Origin of the sequence: uncultured Pontibacter sp. (genome assembly GCF_947495565.1) — a bacterium.
GTDB lineage: Bacteria > Bacteroidota > Bacteroidia > Cytophagales > Hymenobacteraceae > Pontibacter.
Genome location: NZ_CANLZM010000003.1, coordinates 175,934 through 196,741 on the forward strand (window position 1 = coordinate 175,934; position 20,808 = coordinate 196,741).

Below are 20,808 nucleotides of genomic sequence, written 5' to 3' on the forward strand. Positions count from 1 at the left end.
TTGGCCTTTCTTTAGTAGCGGCTTTTAGTGTGTCGGTGATTTCCTCCTGTACAGATGGGTTCGAGGAGATGAACGTGAACCCTAACCAAAGTCCTAAGGCGCTCCCTGAAAGCCTTCTTGCTCCATCCATCACGGAGCTGGTTAAGCGAAACATGAACAGAGCTATACGGCTTACAAATGAGCTAATGCAGGTTCATGTAACTTTGGTGAATTCAGATGAAATTCATCGGTATGAAATCCGTACTGCAGAAGCTGATTATATGTGGAACAACTGGTATACAGAGTTATCCAATATAAGGGACATTTATACATCCGGTGAAGAAACTGCAAACAAGACCTATATGGGTATCTCTCTCATACTTGATGCTTGGGTGATGTCTTTGCTGACAGATACTTTTGGAGATGTACCTTATAAAGATGCTATTAAGGGAAGAGCAGGGCTTTACATGCCTGCTTTTGATAAGCAAGAGGATATTTACGCTGACCTTTTTCAGAAGCTTGACTCTGCTAACGTTTTACTGGCTGAGGGAGGTAATCTAGCTGTTGCACAGGCAGAGCAGGACCCTTTATACCAGGGTAATGCGCTATTATGGAGAAAGTTTGGAAACTCTCTTTACCTGCGCCTCCTACTGCGTGTTTCAGGAAAACCCGATGCGATTGCAGGAGGAAAGACTGCTGCTGAAAAGATAAGGGAAATAGTAGATGAGCGGCCCGGGGATTATCCGATCATGACGAGTATTGAAGAATCTGCGACTCTGAAGTTCACAGGGGTTGTGCCCTATCAATCTGAGTTCCATAATTGGCGCGCTTACGATTTTAATGGGGATAACTCTTTAAGTCAGTTCTTTGTCAATAACCTTGTGCAGTGGGGGGATCCTCGGCTTGAGCTGTGGGCCACTACTTGGGAGGGTATTTACTCAGGAGTGCCGAGCGGGTATGCTGTAACCAATTTGCCGGAAGGCCAATCAAGGTATAAGCCGGAGCTTGCCAGGGAATCCCGTCTTGGCAATATTCTTAATTACCCTGAACTGCAGTTCATTCTGGCTGAGGCAGCCCTTAAAGAGTATACTTCAGGAGATGCGCAAATGCATTATGAGAAAGGTGTGGTTTCCGCCATTACATTATGGGACGTTGAGGTGCCGGAAGGGCATTTAGAAAAGGATGAAGTTAAGTGGGGATCAGACTACAGCTTTGATTCAAAAATGGAGCTGATTCACTTGCAGAAGTACTATACTTTATTCTTTACTGATTTCCAGCAGTGGTTTGAGCATAGAAGAACCGGGCATCCTGTGTTGCCAAAAGGGCCGGGCCTGAGAAATGATGGCATGATGCCTGCCAGAATTAACTATCCGCTCTATGTGCAGTCCTTGAATCAAGCCAGTTATCAGGCTGCTGTGGCAGAACAGGGCCCTGACAACATCAACACAAAAGTTTGGTGGCAAGAATAAGGAGCGGCAGGGCTAAACATACACCGGTTTATATAAAAGCTCTATCTGTATGAAGATCTTTATACAATCAATAGTAATGGATATCAATATGAAAATTAAATTATATTCTTATTTGGCTTTGCTGTTAAGCGTCTTTGCTCTTACAGCCTGCTTGGAGGAAGACACAAATAATGCTATTGGCACCCCAAGTCCCATTATATCCATCGAGGATATTAGGTCTTTTTACAAAGGCAATGATGTTAAATTAACACGGGATAAACTACTTGGGGCGCAACAGGTAATAGGTGTGGTTATTTCTGATGCAACTGGCCAGAACGTGCCGGGTGGGAGCAACAGTGTTGTTATCCAAAACCATAGACGGGGGCAGATACGTGGTATACTTTTGAACTTTGATGGTGCGGCTAACCTGCCTTACAATGTGGGAGACTCTGTAGTGGTGCAAATAACTGGCACTACCCTCACAAAGAGCAGCGGGATGCTACAAATAAGTGGCCTTTCTGCCGGTGACATTGTTAAAGTTGCTGAAGATTCGAAAGTGCACCTGCGTGAGGTCACCTTAGAAGATTTAGCAATGAAAGCGGATGAGTACGAAGGAACTCTTGTGCGTGTTGTAGCCGGTAATATTTCTCCATTACCAGCGCCAACAGCCACTTTTAGTGGGGATAAAATAATGTCAGACGGGAGCAATAATGTGTATCTGCACACAGAGCCCAATGCGGCTTTTTCCAACCGCAGAGTTTACGCAAGCGCAAGCTATACAGGGATACCTGTTGCCTTCACCAGCCCATCCGGTACGGGAGAGGAGGCTTTGATGCAGTTCTGGATTCGAACGATAGATGATGTGAAAGACCCTAGTGGCCCTATTTATACAGGGTTTCCTGAAAGCTTCGAGGCTGTTCCACAGGAAACGAAGCCAAGCTATAACATGACTACGATAGATAACAATATCGTTGTAGCCTCAGGTGAGTGGAAACTATATCAAGCTATACTTGGAAACACACCAGGCCGAGACAGATTTACGGGAAGCCAAGGGGTTAGAATGCAGCAGCAACTCGACTATGATACTTATACCCAGATGAATTTTGATATGCCGGATGGTGCATCAAAAGTTACTATGCTCTACGGTTCCTACTATAATGATGCCTCTAGTAGTTGGCGATTAGAGTATTCGCAAGATGAGGGTACCACCTGGACGCAAATAGGGGAAACTGTAACGGATGCTAGTAAAGAAGCAAAAACAGCTGTTTTCTTAATGGATATATCTGGACCCGTAAGATTTAGAGTGGTTAAGCTTGGTTTAGGCACAACCACAGCAACAGTACAAAATGGCCGCCTGTGCTTTGATGATATTGCAGTTTACTCAAACTAAATTTATAATTAAGGGGGCGCCGGTATTAAACTAGGTGCCTCTTAGTTTTTTGTAGAATTACATCACTGCAGTCTTTACCGGTAACGCGCTTCGCTTCAACAACGAAACTATGGTCTTGCTGAAAGACCACATACTTTTCAGCGATTACATAAACTTTTTTAAGGAACTTAAAACCATTCAAGGTTTATAAAACGATCAGGTTAATCCATGAAAAGAAGAGAATTTATTGCTCGTGTCAGCCTCTTGGCCGGAGGGCTTTGGGTAGGAGGCCGCTCAGCATTTGGCCTGGCTGCTACCTCTACTAAAAAAATAAAAGGCACTGTTACGGCGCAGGGTAAAAAGCTGGGGCAGGTTGTCGTGTCGGATGGGTATAGCGTGGTGCAAACCGACAGAAAAGGGCGCTATGCATTGCCACATAACGAGCAGGCGCAGTTCGTGTTTGTATCGGTGCCGGCAGGGTACGAACTACCTAACGAGAACGGCATTGCCCGCCATTACCAGGTGCTTAAAGCAGGGCAGGAGAAGTATGATTTTGAACTGAAACCACTGGCGCAGGACGATAACCAGCATAAGTTTATCATCTGGGCCGATCCGCAGGTGAGAAACAAGCAGGACGTGGAGCAAATGATGACCCAGTCGGTGCCTGACGTGCAGCAACTGTTGCAGTCGTTTGGGGCCGGAGCGTTGGTGCACGGTATTACCGTAGGCGATATTGTCTGGGACAAGCACGAGCTTTTTAACGATTACAACCAGGCAGTTGCGGCCACAGGCATTCCATACTTTCAGGTGCTGGGCAACCACGACATGGATTATAACAAAGGCGGCGATGATGCCTCTGATGATACCTTTCAGGCAACCTATGGCCCAACCTATTACTCGTTTAACCGCGGCAAAGCCCACTATGTGGTGCTGGATGATGTCCGCTATTTAGGCACAGACAGAAACTATGACGGGCATCTGCCGGAGGTGCAGCTGGCGTGGTTGGCAAAAGACCTGGAGCAGGTGCCAAAAGACCACTTGGTTATACTTTGCCTGCACATACCTGTGCACAATGGCGTGAAGAACAGCCAGGAGTTATATGCTTTACTGAAAGACCGCCAGGTACACATCATGTCGGGACACACGCATTATAACCGCAATGTTATCACAGATAATGTGTACGAGCACGTGCACGGCACACTTTGCGGCGCCTGGTGGACCGGCCCGATCTGCGGAGACGGTGCGCCGCGCGGCTACGGCGTGTATGAGGTAAACGGCAATGAACTTAGCTGGCAGTACAAATCCACGGGGTATGACCTGAAGCACCAGATTAGCCTGCACCTCGACGAAACCAGCGGGCAGAAGAACCTGGTTGCCAATGTATGGAACTGGGACCCCGCCTGGAAAGTAGAGTGGTGGGCCGATGGCAAAGCCATGGGTGAACTGAGCAACTTTAAAGGCTTAGACCCACAAGCCAGCGCACTATACCTCGGCGATAAACTGCCACAGCCACGCGCTTTTGCAGAGCCTGTAGAAACAAACCACTTATTTAAGGTGGCGCTGCCTGCTGGAGCAAAACACGTTAAAGTGCAGGCTACCGATCGCTTCGGGCGCAAGTATGAGCAAGCCGCTGATGTAAGGATTTCATAAAGTTTAGAAGTATAAACTCATTTGATGAAGAGATTTTTAAGTATAGCTTTTGCTGCCCTTATACTTGCCAGCGGCTGCAAGAGTAGCGAACGAACAGCGCAGCAGAATATGCCGCTGCCAGCTTTTGATACGGAAGGCCATCGCGGTGCCCGCGGGCTGATGCCGGAGAACACAGTGCCGGCCATGCTCCGAGCCATAGACCTGGGCGTGACAACTGTTGAAATGGATTGCCACATAACACAGGATAATCAGGTGGTTGTGACGCATGATCCATACATCAACCATTTATATGCACGGACACCAGACGGCAGCGACTTTACCAAGGAAGAGAGCGAGCAATACGCCGTCTATAAAATGAAGTATGAGCAAGTGCGCCAGTTTGATGTTGGTTCTAAACCGTATGGTCTTTATCCGCGGCAGCATAAAATGAAGGCGCAAATCCCTTTGCTGGCAGATCTCATCGATTCTGTGCAGACGCACCTGAAGGTGAATAACCTGCCACAGGTTTTTTATAACATTGAGATCAAATCAAAAGAAGGTAAAGATAACGAGCTTCACCCGGAGCCAGCAAGGTTTACAGAGCTGGTGGTAGAGGTGGTGGAGCAGAAAGGAATTACGCCATGGGTAATTATTCAGTCGTTTGATAAGCGTGCTCTGCAGGCGCTGCACCGCCAATATCCGCACATCAGGGCTTCGCTGCTGGTTAGCAACCAAGATTCTTTTGAGGAGAATATACAGCAGCTAGGTTTTACGCCAGCTATTTACAGCCCCAATGCCAAGCTCGTAACCGAAGAACTGGTGAAGAAATGCCACGACCGCCAGATGAAAATAATCCCCTGGACGGTAAACTCCGCAGAAGAAATAGCCAAACTTAAAGCATTAGGCGTGGACGGCATCATATCGGACTACCCTGACCTGTTTGCGCAAAAGCTTTAGTTCCTGCCTCAGAAAGTATAAATTGAAGATCAGTTAAAGTATGAATTCCATAACCAGAACAGTTAGGGGCTGCTTTGCCCTTGTAGGCCTTTTAGCGTTGCCTCAGGTAGTAGTAGCGCAGGAGATAGAAGCCGCCTGGGACAGCACGTATCGGCCCGCTACCTACCAGGTGCAAGTAGATCAGTTTCGAGCGTACCCAAACTCCCGCAAAGACATCATTTTTCTGGGCAATAGCCTTACGGCACATCCAAACTGGAGCGAACTTCTGGAGTTAAAACATGCCAAAAACAGAGGCATATCTGGCGATATCACGTTTGGCGTGCTGGAGCGCTTAAATGAAGTAACAGAGGGCAAACCATCTAAAGTGTTTTTGCTGATCGGCATTAACGATATTTCCCGGAACATCCCTGACAGCCTGATTCTGGAGAACTATAAGAAGATTGTAAAAAGGGTTAAAGCTGAGTCGCCGGCAACTAAACTTTACATCCAGACGCTGCTGCCAACCAACAACACGTTTACAAAGTTTAAGAGGCATTATAATAGAGAGGAGCACGTTTTCTGGCTGAACAAAGAACTAAAGCAGCTGGCGGCAGCGGAAAATATCACCTTAATTGATCTTTATCCTGAGTTTACAGATAGCGAAGGTAAATTAAGGGAGGCCTACACCCACGACGGCTTGCACCTGACTTATGAAGGATACCAAAAGTGGGCTGAGATTCTTCGAAAAGGCAAATACCTGAAGTAGTTTAGGAAGTATAAAGTATAAAAGGCTGCACCATCTGCAAGCCTTTTATACTTTATACTTTAAAAGCAAAGGTGCTATACAATCGTGACTTTGATGCCCATCCCTTCCAGCGCCTTTACAACATATTCTGAAATGCCTTTGTCTGTGATGATATGGTCTACATCATCAAATCCGCAAATTTTTCCAAAGCCCCTTTTCCCGAATTTAGTGGAATCGGCTAAGACAATTGTTTTCTGAGACACCTTAATCATTTGCCGGTTTAGGTGCGCCTCCATAACATTAGTGGTTGTTAAGCCAAACTCCAGGTCAATGCCATCCACACCCAAAAACAACTTACTAAAAGAGAAGTCGGATAAAATACTTTCGGCGTAAGGGCCGGTTACAGACGAGGAGCTTTTCCGGAGAAGCCCGCCTAATTGCATCACCTCAACTTCAGGGTGCCTGATCAGTTCTAAAGCGACATTAAGTGCAGAGGTTGTTACGATCAGGTGACCCTGTGGCTGTATACTTTTAGCCAGCGCCAGCACAGTAGTGCCCGAAGCAATAAGAACGGAATCGTTAGGCAGTACCAGCGATGCCGCTTTAGCGCCAATCAGCATTTTTTCGGTAGACTGGATCTTTTCTTTCTCGTTTACAGACCGGTCTATAGTATAAGGGTTGTGCAAGGTGGCACCGCCATGCGTCCGGAACAAAAGCCCTTTGTCCTCCAGAAGCTTCAGGTCTTTGCGGATGGTAACAGAAGAAACATCCAGATCCTCGCATAAGTCCGTAACGTTGATTTTCCCCTCTTTCTGAAGCTTGCTTATAATCTGCTGATGTCTTTCAGCTATGTTAACCATATAGGATATTCTTTTTGGCAGAAATTTAGTTTGAAAATAAAACATTAATCGTTCTGCCCATAATTAAATGTTGATAATCTGATAGTCGAGCTAAAATTTATTTCATGTTCAGAGTATCTATTTAACCAGCACAGAACAAGTAGCGCTTCATGCTTTATAAGGTGGGGGTTTGATAAAATAAAGCTGAAGTATGTATAAATCAGAACTAATATTATATATTAGCTATCTTAAAATAGTTTATACATGAATTTTTCTACACTCGACTTTATTGTATTTATAGGCTACTGCCTGCTCATTATTGTTTTCGGTATCTGGATATCCCGGGAGAAAAAAGGGCATGTTAAAAACTCCACCGACTACTTTTTGGCCAGTAAATCACTGCCATGGTGGGCAATCGGGGCTTCGCTTATCGCGTCTAATATTTCGGCCGAGCAATTTATCGGTATGTCAGGCTCCGGCTTTGCCATAGGTTTGGGCATTGCCAGCTACGAGTTTATGGCGGCAGCCACTCTTATACTTGTGGCAAAGTTTTTCCTCCCGATCTATATTAAGGAAGGGATTTTTACTATGCCGCAGTTCCTGAAGCTGCGTTACGATGACCGTATCCGCACCAGCCTGGCCATCTTCTGGATCATGCTGTACATCTTCGTGAACCTGACAACAGTACTTTACCTTTCGGCGCTGGCATTGAGCGTAGTGTTAGGCATTAGTACCACTGCTGCAATTGTTGGTTTGGCTGTGGTGGCGGTGTCCTACTCCATCTACGGCGGTCTAAAAGCCGTGGCCTGGACGGACGTAATTCAGGTGGTGTTTCTGATACTTGGCGGCTTGGTAACTACATACTTGGCCCTGGATGCTGTGAGTGGGGGAGAAGGCCCTGTGAAAGGTATGGGTATGCTGTTTGCACAAGCCCCGGAGAAGTTCGATATGATTCTATCCGAAGAGAATCCGTTTTACAAAGACCTGCCAGGTATGACAGTGTTGTTTGGCGGTATGTGGATAGCTAACATAAGCTACTGGGGTTTTAACCAGTACATTGTGCAGCGTGCATTGGCCGCTAAAAGTGTGAAAGAAGTGCAGTGGGGCTTGGTTTTCGCCGCTTTCCTGAAGCTGTTGATTCCGTTGGTAGTGGTAATTCCGGGTATTGCGGCTTTTGCGTTAAATGCTGAGATCAGCCGTTACGATGAAGCATACCCTTGGCTGCTTGGCAACCTGGTGCCTACCGGCTTAAAAGGCTTGGCTTTTGCTGCGCTTATTGCCGCTGCCCTGTCATCCCTGAGCTCTATGATGAACTCCACGGCTACTATCTTCACCATGGATATTTATAAGTCGCACCTGAAGAAGGATGCCACGGAGAACCAAATGGTAATGACAGGCCGCCTTGTAAGCCTTATAGCGATAATTATTGCGGTGCTGGTGGCAGAGCCATTGCTTGGTGGAGAGGAGCAGATCTTCCAGTTTATCCAAAAATACACAGGTTATGTTAGCCCGGGCATTGTGGTGCTGTTCCTGTTCGGCCTGTTCTGGAAACGGGCTACTTCCAATGCTGCTTTGGCAACTGCCATTGCGTCTGTTCCTTTCAGTATCATCATCGACGTGATGTTCCCAACCATGCCGTTCCTGGACCAGATGGGGATTGTATTCCTGCTGCTCTCTGCGCTGATGGTAGGCTACTCGCTGTTCGAGAACAACGTAAGGGGCAAGTATCCGGAAAACACCGTGCACATTGATAAAGGTCTCTTTAAGACGGATAGCATCTTTAATGTCACAGCTACCGCTATCATCTTTGTGTTGGCAGCTGTTTACATTATTTTCTGGTAGAAAGTAAGTATAAATTTGATCTGAAGGAGTTACATCCTGCGCCTGCGCATTTCTTTTTGTAACAGCGATAGCTCTCTTCCCATTTGCCCTGCGATAGAAGTGTTCTCCTCTGCCCGCCGAATCAGGTATGGCACAGCAGTAACCACTTCTCCGTAGGGCAAATACTTGGATACATTATAGCCGGCATCAGCCAGGTTAAAGGTAAGGTTATCACTCATGCCGTATAGTTGCGAGAAATGAATGCGCTGCCTGTGGTTTTTAATAGGGTCCTGCTGAATTCGCTCGGTTAAGTAGGTAATGCTTTTTTCGTTATGAGTGGCGGCGCAAAGCTCCAGGCGGTGTAAGTGTGCAAGGCAAATGTCTATAGCCTGGTTAAAGCTCTGGTCTGTGTCCTCTTTTTTAATGAAGACAGGGCAAGGGCAGCCGTTTTCTTCTGCGCGTTGCTGCTCTTTTTCGAGGTAGGCGCCACGCACAAGCTTGATTCCTAGTATCACCGGTTCGCCTTCAAAGCGCTGCAGGCAGCCCCGGAGGTAGGCAACGCGGTCGGTGCGGTACATTTGTAAGGTGTTGAAAAGTACGGCCCGTTCTTTATTAAATCGCCTCATCATTTCTTCAGCCAGTTCATCAACAGGGTTCTGCAGGCAGCATTCTTCGGCATCAAGGTAAACTTTAATACCTGCCTGTGCTGCGGATTGGCATATACTTTCCAGGCGCTCCTTGGTTCTGGCAAAGGATTTTTGCTCTTCCTCATTCAACTCCTGGCTGTGGTGCAGCTTCTCAAAAATATGACTGTGGCCAATGCCGGTTGGTTTTACGCTAATGTAAGAGAAGCCTTTCGTGTCGCGGCCGGTCTCTATGTTTCGCAGCACCTCGTCCCGTACATAATCAAACCCGGCTTCTGTATCCTGCGCTTCGGCAGCATAGTCTAACACAGTATGTACTCGGGCGGCAGACAATTTTTGCACTACCTTTTGCGCCTCTTCCAATGTTTCGCCTCCACAAAAATGTCGGTAAAGCGTGCCCTTTATTAAAGGTGCGATAGGCAGGCCTAAACGTAAGGCAGCAATAGTAGCCAAGCCGCCCGCCTTTACAAGCGCCGGCTTTCCCATCATGGTAAACAGCCAGTAGGCCAGCCTCATTTCCTCATTGGTTTTGTTGCAGAAGGTTACCTGCAGGTTTTCCGGATCAAAGCGTCCGGGTGTATGTGAAGTGGCAACAGTTTGTTCCATAGTTGTAGGTATTAAGTTGTTTCTATTCCCAGGCTTTGGCTATACCTGTGTTCGTAAACCTGCTGAATAAGTTGTTGCTGTGATAAAGAGTAAATTGTATTATTTTTACTTTTGAGTGCTAAATGGGTTAAATATGGATTGAGATTCTGTACATAAGCTAGGAAGCCTTATGCATTACCTGGCTGATGATCAATGTTGATAAACTATTTTGGAGACTCGTAAATTAGGGAATCATACTTTGAGAAAGGCATATAAATTGCTTTTAAGCAAAGTTCTATACAAGCTGCTTAAGTATGATATCTTTTTTATCTAACTAAACTATTCTAATACTTAATATCGTTATAAGGATAAACTTCAGCATCACAGTTTATTTTGGTTTAATGGTTAGAGGATTCATATTAGCGCTGCTGCTGGTTGGCGGTATTACTTGCGCCTTCCCAACAGAGGCTGCTCCTGGAGAAGGGCCAAAGCTGCAAAAGCTTTTCCAGAAAAAAGGCGGTAAGAGCAAGAAGTTATTCAAAAAGAAAAAGAAGACGGTTAACTACCACCGCGCCGCAGCTAAAAAGCAGCGGAAGGCAAAATGGCAGCGCTATACTATGGTGCAGTAGCAGCAGGCGTACTTTTAACGGCGCTTACCGTATAAGCGCGTATGGCAACACACGATACGCACTACACACGCACCCCACGTTCCGAAAAGCTTAAATGGGTAGACCATATCGCCCATCTAATGGACAACCAGTTTCGGTTGCCCGGTACAAGTTTCCGTTTTGGTTTAGATCCTATTCTTGGGTTGCTGCCCTTTGCCGGCGATCTTGCCTCTTTCGGTGTGTCTGCAGTATTAATCCTGACAATGGCACGCCACGGGGCCAGCGGCAAACTGGTTGCCCTGATGATGCTAAATATAGGCCTGGACGTACTCATTGGCAGCATTCCCATACTTGGCAACATCTTCGACTTTGCCTTTAAGGCCAACGAGCGCAATGTGCGCCTGCTGCGCCGCCACTACGAGGAGGGCAAATACCAAGGCAGCGGCAAAGGTATTATGGCTGGTGTGTTAATAGGGCTTGTGCTGATGCTGGTATTCCTGATATGGGCGCTGTGGCAAATTGGCGAGTGGCTGTGGCAGCTGATAGCCTCATACTTCTAAACGGCCAAGGCTTTTGGCTACATCCCGGGCTTTCAGGGCACTTTCCTGCTTGTCTTTTATCTCCAGCATGATGTCCATATCGAGGCCCTCGGTTTCGGCCAGAAAATCGTGGAAGAGCTGTTCTTGTATACTTTGCACGTGCTTGCCGCGGCGCTCGTTGGGTGCCTGAGAGCTATAGTCCATCATCAGGATGCCGTCTCTGTCTGGTTGCCAGGTGGTAGCGGCCATTTCTACGGCCTCGCGCATGGGTTCTCCGTTGTTCACGCACTCGTGGTGCAGGTTATCGAAAATAATAGGCATTCCAGTTAGTTCGTGCAGCTGCAGGCAATCTTGCAAAGTATAGGTGCGGTCATCGTTCTCTACGCAAAGCCGGGTTTTTACGGCATCAGGCAACATGGTATGGTATACTTCTGCAAAGCGTTGTATGGCTGAGGCCTTATCACCGTAGGCGCCACCGCCGTGTATCTGTAGTTTGGCGGTAGTGTCCAGCTCCATCAAATCAAGTACGGTGCCCTGGTAGACTAACTCGGCAATGCTGTTGTGCACTGTTTTCTCGTTTGGCGAGTTGAGTACCACAAACTGATCCGGGTGCATGGAGATGCGCATATTATTATTTTTGATGTAGCTGCCCAATCTCCGGAAAGTCATTTTGAAGTGCTCCTGCCAGTTATACTTGTTTATCTCGTGCGAGGCAAATGGCACCAGGTCAGAGGTGAGCCTGAAAAACAGCAGCCCGTGCTGTACATTGTACTCCAGTATGCGGCGCAGGCAGGCCAAGTTTTGCTCTACGGTCTCTATCAGGCGCTCCTCAGAATACGAAGCAAGTCTAAATGTGCGGGAGGAGCTGCAGTCGAGCTCGTTATTGATGCAGGGGTATCCTATTTTCATAGTTTCAGGTAGTGATTTACTCTGAACCTACGAAACCTCCTGATGTTTGGCTACTTTACTGGTAGCCTTCGTTATTCTGGAAGTACTTATTATAATCATCCTCTTCCTTCCGCTTTAGCTTTGCTTCCTGCTTCTGTAGGTACTCTTGCAGGGCGCGTTTCTGTTTGCCTTCGCTGGAGAAGAGGTCATACATCAGGCTCATGGGGCTAAGTATGGTTGGAGCCGGTGCAGGCGCTGGCGGCGGCGGTTCCAGACCAGGTATAAAGTTTGGGTTTTGGGTCTGGCTGGTCTGCTCGCGCTTCATGTTGCGCAAGGCACGGTCTATCATCTCCTGAGACGGGCGGCTGGTAACCTCCACCTCGCCCAGCATCACACTATCTTCCTGCAGTACAATATTTACGCGCAGCTCCGATACAGGTAAAGCTTTGGGCAAGTATAAAAGCGGTTTAAAACCAAGTGCCCGAATCATAAGCGTATCCGTCTGCGCCACATCAATCAGAAATTTACCCGTTGTATCCGAAACCACTCCCATGTTCGTGTTCACTTTTACGATGGTTGCGCCAGGTATAGGCGTTGTGCGGTCGGGTTGCAGCACCGTTCCGCTTATCCGGATACTCTTCTGCGCCAAAGACGGCAAGCTGCAAAGCAACAGCATGAGCGTCAGGGTATAAAGCAGGAGGTGTTTGTGCATGAGAATATCTGTAGTGCTTTGGCGCCTGTTTTGTGTCACTATCAGCCAAAACTATGCCGGGCATTGCTATAACGGACAAGGCTACGCGAAATTACAGAATAAATAGCAGATAGACTAAAAATGCAAAAACCTGCCGCATGAGCCAAGGCAGGTTTTTGTGAGTGATGTTTTAGGCAGGATTAGTCCTGGTCGTTGCTTTGGCCTGCGTCACCGGTGCCGGAATCAGTGGTTATGCCGGTGCCGCTGGTAGCAGCAGCAGTGTCAGCAGCTGCCGGGCTTGTGGCAGCGCCTTGGTTTCCGGGCGAGCTGTACTGCTCTGCCAGGTCGCTGAGTTGGCGGCTCGGCGAGTAGTAAACAGTTACCATCTCCACGGCTACATTTCCCTCCAGTTGCTGGCGTGTTTCAGCGGGTACTGTTCTGGTGCTAAAAGCGTAGTACTGGTTTGGTTTTGGGTCTGCTCTGCCGTCAGCGCCAGGTTCTCTGTCGCCGTAGCCGCGTATGTGTGCCGGGTTAACGTTTTCATCTTCGTTGGCATCTACCACCTCGAAAGAAGTGCCTGTTTTGTCGTAGCTGCAGGAAGTGGCAAAAAGCAGTATGGCTGCAGAAGCCACCGGGATCAATATCTTGTTCATGGTTGTCTTGAAATTTTGTTTACATTGTCCATTTCTGAAAGAAACAGAGAGGTAAGAAGGCTTAGGAAGTAGTACGCTGGCGTAGGTTGTAATGTTCTGAGGGCGGTTCTGCAAAGGGAGCGACAAAAAAAAGCGCAGCCACTCAGGGCGCGCTTTTCAGCAAAGTATAAATATGTTTCGGTCAGGCTTTTTTAAGCTCAAACACAGTTATTTCCGGCAGAAAACCTACTCGGCCCGGATAACCTAAGAAGCCAAGCCCGGTGTTAACGTACAGGTGCTGGCGGCCCTTCTTGTAAAGCCCCGCCCATTGCTCGTACACGTACTGCACAGGGCTCCACTTCCAGCCGGGTATATTTACGCCAAACTGCATGCCGTGGGTGTGGCCCGATAGTGTCAGGTCAATGTCATCATACTTTTGGTTGATCTCGCCATCCCAATGCGACGGGTCGTGGGAGAGAAGCACCTTAAACGGTACCTGCTCGGTGCCTCTGTAAGCATCGCCCAGGCGGCCATACTTCGGAAAGCCCGCCCGGTTGCCCCAGTTTTCTACTCCCAGTACGGCAATCTGCTCTCCGTCCTTTTCAATGATGCGGTTCTCGTTCATCAGTAGCTGCCAGCCCATTTGGCCGTGGCTTTCTATCATCTTCTGGAGATTTTCGGCTTTTGCGTTTTCATGAGGCCACTCCCGTACATAATCGGCATAGTCGTGGTTGCCAAGCACAGAGAACACGCCTGACTTGGCGCGTATTTCCCGCAGCGCAGGAATGTGCTCCTGCACTTCTGAAGCCAAATTGTTTACTAGGTCGCCGGTGAAGAACACAAGGTCAGCCTCTTGCTTGTTAATAAGCTTTACAGCCTCTTTCAGAGGTTCTGTGGAGGTAAAACTACCGGTGTGCAAGTCCGAAATCTGTAGCATCTTGTAGCCATCGAAGGCGGCTGGCAAATTGGGGAAGCGCAGCGTAATCCGCTTTACACGGTAATCATAAGCTCCTTTTACCATCCCATAAATAAAGGCCGAAAAAGGAACAGCTGCTACCAGCAGGCCCATTTGGTTTAAGAATTTATGGCGCGAAGGGTCAAAAGAATCATTCCCGTTAGCGGAGTTCAGTACAATCTTGCCCAGGCGCACCGAGTCATCCAGCAGCAGGAAAAGGACCACCACTAACTTAGAGGCGAAAATAATGAAAAGCGTGCTGGCCAGGTAAGTTTTAAACGCATCGGGCGGCGTTCCGCGCGTGGCCGAGGCAAGTATAAACGTGCCTGCCGTAACGGCAAAAATCGCCCAGTGTATGGAGAAAATGATCTTCTGGGCCAGGGAGCTCAGGTTTTGCGTAACAGTTTTGATAGCCTGAAATACATAAAGGTCTACCAGAAACAGTAGCAGAATAATTATTGCGAATGATAACATACGTTGCATATCGGGGTGAAACAGCCAGGGGCCGCTATTGTTTGGCAGTGGCGGCAATTCTTCTAAAGTATAAAAGTACAAAAAAGGTATTTGCAGGCTGAACTATTTCTGGCGGAAAGAGATTCCACTTGCATCTGCTTATTATCAAATTCTGTACCGTAAGTGAAAGAGAACGAACTACCTGCCACACTGCCATACCTGCAGCCGCTTAATCTTAATATTAAAACCTGGGCCGAGGAAGACCGCCCGCGTGAAAAGCTTTTGCTAAAAGGAAGGGCCGCCCTGAGCGATGCTGAGCTCATCGCCATACTTATTGGCTCTGGCACCACCAAGTTGACGGCTGTGGATGTTGGTAAGATTATCTTGTCGGCTGTGGGCAACGACCTGAATGAGCTGGCGCGGCTGTCGGTAAAGGATTTGACCAAGCACCCGGGTATCGGCGAGGCCAAGGCCATTTCTATTGTAAGTGCGCTGGAGTTGGGCCGCCGCCGAAAAGAAGCGACTGTGGCCGCCAAAACGCGCATTACCTGCTCCACCGATATCTACAATTACATAAAGCCGCAGCTGCTCGACCTGCCCCACGAAGAGTTCTGGATTATACTTCTGAATCGCGCCAACGTGGTGATGAGGAAGGAAAGCATCAGCTCGGGCGGTGTGGCCGGCACCGTAGCCGACCCAAAAATGATTTTCAAAAAGGCGCTGGAGCAGCTGGCAAGCTCTATTATACTGGTGCACAACCACCCCAGCGGTAACATCAAGCCCAGCGCCGCCGACATTGCCCTCACCAAAAAAATGAAGGAAGCCGGCCAGTTCCTGGATCTCCCTATCCTCGACCACATCATCTTCACCGACAATGATTACTACAGTTTTGCGGATGAAGGAATTTTGTAAGTTAGAAGGTTAGAGAGTGCAGTATCCAACCACCCCTGCCCCTCCTTGTCTAAGGAGGGGAGTCTGTAGCTGCAACTTCAAAAGTATAAACTTCATGGATTGGGCTATTCAGGGTCATCCCCCTACCTCCAGGGCGAACCCTCCCGGACTTGAGGGCACCAAAGCTAGAGGTGAAACGATAGGTTTCAAAACTGAGGATGAGCAGCAGCTAGTAAGTATAGCAGTAATATGTAATACTAATCTTCCGGCAAAATCTCTTGCACCCGTCCAACCTCGCCTGTCTCCAGCCTTACCTTGATGCCGTGCGGGTGAGTAGGGGAGTTGGTGAGGATGTCCTGCACATAACCTTCTGTGAGGTCGCCGGAACGCTGGTCCTGCTTCTGAACAATATTTACGTGGGTGCCAGGTTTGATATTTGCGCGTTTTCTGCCGTCCATGGTAGCAAGTATAAGTGTAGTTTTGCCTGCAAGATACGCAGTAAAACCGGTGATGTTAATGTTGCTGCCCAACAATGCGGAAGCTCGGTTGTCGGTTTGCCTGCATAACCAGGGCGCAACTCAGAAGTAAGTCAGTTATACTTTCTGCGGAAGCAAGGCTGTGGCTGTAGGTGCCTGCAGCAAGTATGGCTATTTTCTCTGAAGCTGCTTTACAGGTTGCTGCATTGCTTTCTGCTCCTGCTCTATGTCGTTAATGTGCTTCATGTATACAAAAATACCCACTACACCCATTATATGGCCTACCAGTATAAGATAAAGCCCAAGGTAGTTATCAGATGGTTGTAACATGCGTAGTATAATGCCAACAACCGCAAACAGAGCGGCAATTTTATAAAGCATTTTTTCGATAGTTCTGTCTTTCATCTGGCAAAGTTTATAAGTATAACAAGAGCGCTATACTTTCTGCGTGCGCCAAGGCTTCAAAAAGTATAGCGTTAAAGTATTATTATGGCAGCCCTTAAACCGCTGAGGCAACAGCAGCTGGTGCACCTAAATCTATTTTAGCGCCTAGCACATCTAAAAAAGCCTTGATAAACTTAGGGTGACCAGGCCAAGCCGGTGAGGTAACCAGATTACCGTCCACTACAGCTTCTGTGGGGTCCACGGAAACGAAGGTGCCGCCGGCAAGCTCTACTTCCGGGCCTACGGCAGGGTAAGCCGTCAGGCGTCGGCCTTTTACCACGCGGGCAGCCGTCAGAATCTGAACGCCGTGGCAAACAGCGGCCAAAGGTTTGTTGTTTTCTGCAAAATGCCGGGTCAGGTCAATCACGCCCTGGTGCAGGCGCAGGTATTCAGGGGCGCGGCCGCCGGCAATTACCAACCCAGCGTAATCATCCGGGTTTATCTCCGAGAAAGTATAGTTAAGCGTAAAGTTATGGCCCGGTTTCTCTGTATAGGTTTGGTCGCCCTCAAAGTCGTGGATGGCCGTTTTGATGGTTTCTCCTTTTGCTTTGCCAGGGCACACAGCGTGCACCTCATAGCCAACCATCAACAGCATCTGAAAAGGCACCATTGTTTCGTAGTCTTCGGCAAAGTCGCCGGTTAGGAGGAGGATTTTCTTTGCGTTTTCCATAGTATCATATGTTATAAAGTGATGAAGGTAATGGTTACCGCCTCAGCGAATTAGTATTTTGTCCGGAGAAAGGTATAAAAAATAATTTGCAAAGTACAGATTGTGCCCAAAATTTGTTGAAAAAAACCATCTCTAAAATATTGATGTAGATGCTATTACCCCTACGATAGATTTGCTAAATCAGAAATATGAAGGATGCGCAGCATAGAAGTTTTCTTATGTTGATGCTCCTGCATACGCGCCAGTATATCGTGCAGCATTTCGATGGCCTGCACTACATGCGGCCCCTTGTTAAGCATTACGCAATCGGCACGCTGCGCCATGGCAGCATCAGTAATCTCAGCGCGCGAAGGACGCCCTTTCTTAGCCAGCGTTTCCAGCACCTGCGTAGCCCACACCACCGGCATATGCGCAGCCTCGCACAGCCACAAAATCTCCTCCTGCACCTCTGCCAGACGCTGCCAGCCACACTCTACAGCCAGGTCGCCACGCGCGATCATAATGCTGGCGGGATAGCTTTTCATGGCGGTCAGGAGCAGGTGCGGCAGGTTCCGGAAGCCCTCTTTCGTTTCAATCTTCAGCATCACACCCAAATTCTTAACCTTCAGCTTTCGGAGTTCCTGGTGCAGCGCATCCACAGTATCGGCATGGTTCACGAAAGACAGGTTGACGATATCGGCGTGCTTGGCCACAAATTTTAAGTCCTGGCGGTCTTTTTCCGTTAACCCGCTAATGTGTATTTTACTTTCAGGCAAGTTTATACCTTGGTCGGCCCTAAGCTTGCTGCCTGTGTTGCTGGCGTAGGTTATCTTTACGAGGAGCCGTTGAGGAGTTACCTCCTCAATAATGCCTTCAATTTTTCCGTCATTAAAAAGTATGGGTTGTCCGGCTTTGGTTTGCGTAAAAGCCTCTGAAAGCGTACAGGAGACGTGCGCTGGCTGCGCCACATGCCCGTGTGCATCGTAAGTGGCAGGCTCACCGGGAGTAGGTTCTCGGGTTAAAACCAGGAAGCTGTCTTTTTTAAGTATGATTGGAAGCTCCAGCGCCTTCAGGTTGCCTACTTTGGTGGTACGGTCCTTATAGTTTTTACCCTTCAGTTCCAGCTCTGTGCCGGTGTTGATGTAGGATGTTTTAAGCAGGTGGGCTAACATGCCTTTTTCCTCTCTGCGGATAACTGTAAAGCTGCGTTTGCGGCGGCGCGTGTCGGTAAAGTATACCTGGTCTCCTTCCTGCAGCTGCGCCAGCCAGTTAGCCTCTATCGGTAGCCAGGCATCGGCGTCTTTGGGCGGCGAGACATGCTGCGGTGCCAGCCATACTTTGGCTGCTTCGGTTATTTGGCCCAGGTTGTCCTGTACCGGGTGTATCACCAGCAGTTGCGGGCCATTTTTTAACGGACCAGTGCGTAATTTTGGCCCCATCAGGTCCATTAATATTTTGCAGGAGATGCCGGTTTCCTTCTCCGCTCTGTGTATGTTCTCCACCATTTTGAGCCATACTTTTTTGTTGTCGTGCGCGCAGTTAATGCGGGCGCAGTTCATGCCCGCCTTGAGCAGGCGCGGCAGCAGTTCGTACTGGTCGGCGGCCTCTGAGGGTAAAGTAACCATAATGCGGGTGGTGCGCTTTTGAGGTGTCGGCCCTAAAAGGGCTTCGGTGTGGCTGGTCAGTAACTCACGGTTCTCGAAAAAGGATACAGCCAGTTGCTTAGGTGTGGAGGCGCATTCTGCCAAAAGGCACAGCTGCTGGCGCACTGCCTGCAGGCTGGCCAAAACATGCCCTTCAGCCCGGCCCAGCGATGAAAGCCCCAGTTGGGCAAGTTGTTCCTGTAGCTCCCTTATGTCGTGCTGGCGCAGCGCCAGGTAGTGCAGCAGGTTTTTAGCGCTTTTCCTGAATCGGGAATGTACAGCCTTTACAGCCGGGGCAAATTTTGCTTCCAGTGCAGTGGCTTCCTCATGTAGCCGGTCTAACTGGTTTATCAAATCCTGGTAGTGGTACTGATTCTCTGGCATAGCTCCTGATGTGTGTATAGAAGCATACGAGTGAGTCGGGGCAGGAGATAGTATAAAAGGAAGTATGGCTCTACGGCAAAGTGCACTGTTTCAGATTCTTCTGCCTGTGGTGCAGGGAGGCAGAAGAATCTGAAAGAAGTTTTTACAAGTTGCACTTCAGCCTGTTTTTAAACAAACGCTGCTACAAAGCCACGCTATACTTTGGCACTTTATGGTGCAGAGCTGCGGTAAGGCAAAGTTCTACTTCTTTTGTAGCGGAGCACCTACCGGAATGGCACAATCATGGCCAGGTTGTCCGTGCGGCGGATTCATGCCGGGCGCTACGGGCACTTGCGCCGGTGCTACAGGCGATAGGTTCGGTTTCACCAGGTTAGGCTGTGGCGAGCCATCTAGCGGAGCGCCAACCGGAATCGCACAATTATGCCCCTGCTCGCCATGCGGAGGATTCAGGGCTACTGTTTGCGCCGGTGTCTGGTTTGGCTGCAGCTGATTGGTGCTGGCAGCAGGTGTAGTGGTAGTCGTAGAGCTTTCCGGCTCGTCTCCGGAGCAGCTTGCAAGCAGCAGTCCCGAAGCTATAAGAAAAGTATAAGGCGCAATTTTCATATAAGTAGTAAATTGAAGTATGAGTCTCTGAACATGGATTTATCCTGCATAAGTTTCCACCTGGGGCAGAAACAGCATTTGGCTGTACTATTTATACATTCCATCGCTAAAGTGCAACATTAATTGCAGGGCTTCCGGCTAAGTACTTCTTTGCGGCCGCTGCTTTCCTGCCCAAAATTTCTGACCTTTGCACAAACTAAAGCCACAGAGTTTTATGCAGAGACCGCTGAGACTTGTAATATTTGCCGGCCTGGCGCTGGTAATATTCTACTTTGTAAAGGATGCCTTATTTAACGACGATAACTATTTAAAGCCACTGCTGCAGGAGCGGGAGGAGAAAGACCTGTCGTTCAGGAGCCGCGCCAACAGTCCTTTTGATGATGCCGGCAGGCGTGCTTTTAAAAACCTGGTGTACTACCAGCCTAACCTGGACTACCGGGTAAGCGCCAAAGTGCAGGAGCTGGCCAAACAGGACACCCTGCTCATGCCCCTGACCAATGGCAGCTATGAACCATACTTGCGTTACGGCCTGGCCAATTTTGAGCTGGAAGGGCAGCAGCACCAATTAATGCTCTACCGCAAACTGAGCGAGAAAGACCAGCTTTTTGTGCCTTTCACTGATAAAACAAATGGCTTCGAGACCTATGGCGGCGGCCGCTACATAGACGTGCCATTTGAGCAAGGCGATACCGGAGTGGTGCTGGATTTTAACCGCGCCTACAGCCCGTTTTGCGCTTACAACCCAGACTATGTGTGCCCCGTGCCTCCTAAAGAGAACAGGCTAAGTATAGCCATACCTGCAGGAGAAAAAACTTATGAAAAACCCGAGTAGATTTTAAGAGCCGAGATGCAGGCAGCAGGACAAAAGGCTTAGGGTATGTTTGGGGATAAGCCCACAGCTCCAGACCCTGAATATTTGATCTGCAACATATTTAAGAAAAGTCTTGTGCCTTGCGC

The 20,808-nt window shown here is 48.5% G+C and carries 21 protein-coding genes; 10 read left to right on the forward strand and 11 right to left on the reverse strand.

What is annotated here, in order from left to right:
- Positions 1-68 precede the first annotated feature (68 nt).
- The 5 genes from Q1B04_RS05420 (at position 69) to Q1B04_RS05440 (ending at position 6,127) form a co-directional block, all read left to right on the forward strand.
- Entirely contained in the window at positions 69-1,448 is a 1,380-nt protein-coding gene (locus Q1B04_RS05420) for a SusD/RagB family nutrient-binding outer membrane lipoprotein (RefSeq protein WP_299756949.1), read from the forward strand.
- 49 nt (positions 1,449-1,497) lie between these two features.
- Positions 1,498-2,817 (forward strand): DUF5689 domain-containing protein, encoded by a 1,320-nt coding sequence (locus Q1B04_RS05425; RefSeq protein ID WP_299756522.1) that lies wholly within the window; start codon positions 1,498-1,500, stop codon positions 2,815-2,817.
- Between the two features lie 207 nt (positions 2,818-3,024).
- Complete coding sequence (locus Q1B04_RS05430; protein WP_299756524.1) at positions 3,025-4,446, forward strand: calcineurin-like phosphoesterase family protein; 1,422 nt, start codon at positions 3,025-3,027, stop codon at positions 4,444-4,446.
- Positions 4,447-4,470: 24 nt separating this feature from the next.
- Positions 4,471-5,382, forward strand: a complete 912-nt coding sequence (locus Q1B04_RS05435; RefSeq protein WP_299756526.1) for a glycerophosphodiester phosphodiesterase family protein — start codon at positions 4,471-4,473, stop codon at positions 5,380-5,382.
- 40 nt (positions 5,383-5,422) lie between these two features.
- Positions 5,423-6,127, forward strand: a complete 705-nt coding sequence (locus tag Q1B04_RS05440; RefSeq protein WP_299756528.1) for a GDSL-type esterase/lipase family protein — start codon at positions 5,423-5,425, stop codon at positions 6,125-6,127.
- A 74-nt stretch (positions 6,128-6,201) separates the two neighbouring features.
- Here the strand turns inward: Q1B04_RS05440 and agaR are convergent, their stop codons facing one another.
- A complete protein-coding gene (gene agaR, locus Q1B04_RS05445; RefSeq protein ID WP_299756531.1) occupies positions 6,202-6,966 on the reverse strand; it encodes a transcriptional repressor AgaR in 765 nt (254 codons plus the stop codon).
- Between the two features lie 243 nt (positions 6,967-7,209).
- Here agaR and Q1B04_RS05450 point away from each other — a divergent pair, with 243 nt between their 5' ends.
- Positions 7,210-8,787, forward strand: coding sequence for a sodium/sugar symporter (locus tag Q1B04_RS05450; RefSeq protein WP_299756534.1), 1,578 nt, complete (start codon positions 7,210-7,212; stop codon positions 8,785-8,787).
- Between the two features lie 29 nt (positions 8,788-8,816).
- Here Q1B04_RS05450 and Q1B04_RS05455 read toward each other — a convergent pair whose 3' ends face one another.
- Positions 8,817-10,016 (reverse strand): proline dehydrogenase family protein, encoded by a 1,200-nt coding sequence (locus Q1B04_RS05455; protein WP_299756536.1) that lies wholly within the window; start codon positions 10,014-10,016, stop codon positions 8,817-8,819.
- Between the two features lie 380 nt (positions 10,017-10,396).
- Here Q1B04_RS05455 and Q1B04_RS05460 point away from each other — a divergent pair, with 380 nt between their 5' ends.
- Together Q1B04_RS05460 and Q1B04_RS05465 are read left to right on the forward strand one after the other, a co-directional pair.
- Positions 10,397-10,624, forward strand: a complete 228-nt coding sequence (locus Q1B04_RS05460; RefSeq protein ID WP_299756538.1) for a hypothetical protein — start codon at positions 10,397-10,399, stop codon at positions 10,622-10,624.
- A gap of 41 nt (positions 10,625-10,665) precedes the next feature.
- The gene (locus Q1B04_RS05465) at positions 10,666-11,163 is read left to right on the forward strand and encodes a DUF4112 domain-containing protein (RefSeq protein ID WP_299756540.1); all 498 of its coding nucleotides are present in this window, start codon (positions 10,666-10,668) and stop codon (positions 11,161-11,163) included.
- On the opposite strand, the gene uvsE is transcribed toward Q1B04_RS05465, so the two are convergent.
- The 4 genes from uvsE to Q1B04_RS05485 form a co-directional block, all read right to left on the reverse strand.
- A complete protein-coding gene (uvsE, locus tag Q1B04_RS05470; RefSeq protein WP_299756543.1) occupies positions 11,152-12,051 on the reverse strand; it encodes a UV DNA damage repair endonuclease UvsE in 900 nt (299 codons plus the stop codon). The two genes, Q1B04_RS05465 and uvsE, sit on opposite strands and share 12 nt — an antisense overlap.
- 55 nt (positions 12,052-12,106) lie before the next feature.
- A complete protein-coding gene (locus Q1B04_RS05475) occupies positions 12,107-12,742 on the reverse strand; it encodes a carboxypeptidase-like regulatory domain-containing protein (protein ID WP_299756546.1) in 636 nt (211 codons plus the stop codon).
- Positions 12,743-12,921: 179 nt separating this feature from the next.
- Complete coding sequence (locus tag Q1B04_RS05480; protein WP_299756548.1) at positions 12,922-13,374, reverse strand: hypothetical protein; 453 nt, start codon at positions 13,372-13,374, stop codon at positions 12,922-12,924.
- Positions 13,375-13,555: 181 nt separating this feature from the next.
- The gene (locus Q1B04_RS05485) at positions 13,556-14,782 is read right to left on the reverse strand and encodes a metallophosphoesterase (protein WP_299756550.1); all 1,227 of its coding nucleotides are present in this window, start codon (positions 14,780-14,782) and stop codon (positions 13,556-13,558) included.
- Between the two features lie 162 nt (positions 14,783-14,944).
- Here Q1B04_RS05485 and radC point away from each other — a divergent pair, with 162 nt between their 5' ends.
- Positions 14,945-15,673, forward strand: a complete 729-nt coding sequence (gene radC / locus Q1B04_RS05490; RefSeq protein ID WP_299756552.1) for a DNA repair protein RadC — start codon at positions 14,945-14,947, stop codon at positions 15,671-15,673.
- 236 nt (positions 15,674-15,909) lie between these two features.
- Here radC and Q1B04_RS05495 read toward each other — a convergent pair whose 3' ends face one another.
- The 5 genes from Q1B04_RS05495 to Q1B04_RS05515 form a co-directional block, all read right to left on the reverse strand.
- A complete protein-coding gene (locus Q1B04_RS05495; protein WP_299756951.1) occupies positions 15,910-16,110 on the reverse strand; it encodes a YwbE family protein in 201 nt (66 codons plus the stop codon).
- 189 nt (positions 16,111-16,299) lie between these two features.
- Positions 16,300-16,533, reverse strand: coding sequence for a hypothetical protein (locus tag Q1B04_RS05500; RefSeq protein ID WP_299756568.1), 234 nt, complete (start codon positions 16,531-16,533; stop codon positions 16,300-16,302).
- 94 nt (positions 16,534-16,627) lie between these two features.
- Complete coding sequence (locus Q1B04_RS05505) at positions 16,628-17,242, reverse strand: DJ-1/PfpI family protein (RefSeq protein WP_299756570.1); 615 nt, start codon at positions 17,240-17,242, stop codon at positions 16,628-16,630.
- A 161-nt stretch (positions 17,243-17,403) separates the two neighbouring features.
- On the reverse strand, positions 17,404-19,248 hold the full coding sequence (locus Q1B04_RS05510) for a pyruvate kinase (RefSeq protein WP_299756572.1): 1,845 nt from the start codon (positions 19,246-19,248) through the stop codon (positions 17,404-17,406).
- 240 nt (positions 19,249-19,488) lie between these two features.
- Positions 19,489-19,851, reverse strand: coding sequence for a hypothetical protein (locus Q1B04_RS05515; protein ID WP_299756574.1), 363 nt, complete (start codon positions 19,849-19,851; stop codon positions 19,489-19,491).
- 214 nt (positions 19,852-20,065) lie between these two features.
- On the opposite strand from Q1B04_RS05515, the gene Q1B04_RS05520 reads away from it, so the two are divergent.
- Positions 20,066-20,683, forward strand: coding sequence for a DUF1684 domain-containing protein (locus Q1B04_RS05520; protein ID WP_299756576.1), 618 nt, complete (start codon positions 20,066-20,068; stop codon positions 20,681-20,683).
- Positions 20,684-20,808 lie beyond the last annotated feature (125 nt).